Origin of the sequence: Candidatus Symbiopectobacterium sp. (assembly GCF_020054415.1) — a bacterium.
Taxonomy (GTDB): domain Bacteria; phylum Pseudomonadota; class Gammaproteobacteria; order Enterobacterales; family Enterobacteriaceae; genus Symbiopectobacterium.
The window spans coordinates 1-1648 of sequence record NZ_JAHWCO010000364.1; the positions used below are offsets into that span (position 1 = coordinate 1).

A 1648-nucleotide genomic window follows, 5' to 3' on the forward strand; every position below is an offset into this window, starting at 1 on the left:
CCACAACCGCCGTCATGTTCGTGCGCCTCGGGCTGGCTACTTACGCTCAGGCAATCGGCGGGTAACTCGAGGTCTTGCCTGCCGGGGTATTGCCGTTGCGGGTTGCTGGTCCACCGTCTGGCTGAAGGCTGTCTGGTGGGTCTCTGAGAGACATAATGTATCTTAAAGGTACATTATGTCAAGCATAAAAAAACCCGCACTTGCGGGCTCTTATCAAGATTTTTTCTTGTTTAAGCTAACGTCTTGTTTTTCCAGAAAAAATAACAGTACCTATTATTGAGCAACGACTATTTACTTGTATATACTGTTCTGGCCAGTTTTTATTTAGTGCCTTCAAATATTTTTTGCCACTATCTTCAATAAGTCTCTTAAATGTAGCTTCCCCCGAGTCAAGCAACAAAGCTATTACATCATCACCATGAGTGGCTTCAACTTCTGGATCAACAAAAATCATCTCGCCAGGCGAGTATTCTTCTATCATCGAGTCACCAACAACTCTTAAAATGTAAGTCATTTCGCTACAAGGAACAGGGCATGGATACTGTTGCAAAAAATTATCATCCTTCTCTGGCTCTTGAATAAAAGTCCAAGATCCCGCCTGAACCCACGAGATAAGCGGAGCCATTCGTATTGCAAGATTAGTTTCAGATATATTATTTATATTAACAGTATTACTTAATTGGTGTTCACTGTCTAGCCAACCGACAGCTAAAGAAAAGCATTTTTCGATATGGCGAGCTAAGTCATCCCCAATCTTTTTTGTCGGATTTTTCCCGATGATACGACTAACTTGAGTGGATTCACGGTCAATAAAAGTAGCGAAGGAATTATTTCCCCCAACACTATCACGAAGCTTTCTGGCGTTATCTCGCCTGATTTCATCATTAGTTTTCATATTGCCAACATTCTATCGATATGTATCAATCAGGTACAAGTGTCTTGCGTGTTCATTTTTATTCTGTATAATGTACACAGGAGGTACCAATGAAAGAGTTTTGGGATACATTAACAATCGCAGAGCAACATAAGCTTGCTCATAAAGTTGGCAGTAGCCGTGGATACTTGCGACTAATATTTAATGGTTACAAAAAAGTAGGTTTTTCTCTTGCCAGAAGTTTGGAGGAGGCAACCGATGGTGCTGTAACCAAAGCTCAATTACGTCCTGATATTTATGAAAACCTAGTAGGGGCACCACAGAAAGCTAAATATTATCAATACTTATCTGCCTAACCAGCAGTACCGCTCTTCACAACGGACACTCGTCCTACGGAAGCCACCGACAACGTGGCGAACTCAACATCCCACAGTAACAAACTCACTGTGACTGCCTCACGGCTTCGTCACGTCTGTTGATTACCACATTACACCACAGGTGCCGTGTCTCTACACGTGCATCCGATAACCTGTTTTTTTCAATAAGGAAAGTATCACAAATGGAACGTGCAAAAACACGCAAAAATTCTGCGGTTGAGTTCATTAGCCGTCACCTCGTTACAACAGCATATCAGGCGATTGCCCGAATACGCCAGACCAACATCGCAAAAATGCTCGGTGTCGCCGATTCAACCGTCCTGCGCCGCTCAGAGAAGCTCACCGAGACGATGGATATCTTAGCCGCCAGTGGTGTGCAGGATTTTGTCTTCGAGGG

2 protein-coding genes and 1 pseudogene are annotated in these 1648 nt (G+C 43.4%); 2 read left to right on the forward strand and 1 reads right to left on the reverse strand.

Annotated features, from left to right (window positions below; genetic code table 11):
* Positions 1-235: 235 nt before the first annotated feature.
* Positions 236-895 carry a S24 family peptidase gene (locus QZ506_RS10725; RefSeq protein ID WP_291971012.1) on the reverse strand — a complete coding sequence of 220 codons (660 nt, stop codon included), beginning with the start codon at positions 893-895 and terminating at the stop codon, positions 236-238.
* 89 nt (positions 896-984) lie between these two features.
* Between QZ506_RS10725 and QZ506_RS10730 the strand changes: the two genes are divergently transcribed.
* Together QZ506_RS10730 and QZ506_RS10735 are read left to right on the forward strand one after the other, a co-directional pair.
* The gene (locus tag QZ506_RS10730) at positions 985-1230 is read left to right on the forward strand and encodes a YdaS family helix-turn-helix protein (RefSeq protein ID WP_291971013.1); all 246 of its coding nucleotides are present in this window, start codon (positions 985-987) and stop codon (positions 1228-1230) included.
* Between the two features lie 203 nt (positions 1231-1433).
* Positions 1434-1648: pseudogene (locus tag QZ506_RS10735) on the forward strand (hypothetical protein); the annotation flags it as partial.

Bases quoted from the DNA above. Each gene is read 5' to 3' on its own strand.
- QZ506_RS10725 (WP_291971012.1), bottom strand. From the start codon at position 895: ATGAAAACTAATGATGAAATCAGGCGAGATAACGCCAGAAAGCTTCGT.
- QZ506_RS10730 (WP_291971013.1), top strand. From the start codon at position 985: ATGAAAGAGTTTTGGGATACATTAACAATCGCAGAGCAACATAAGCTT.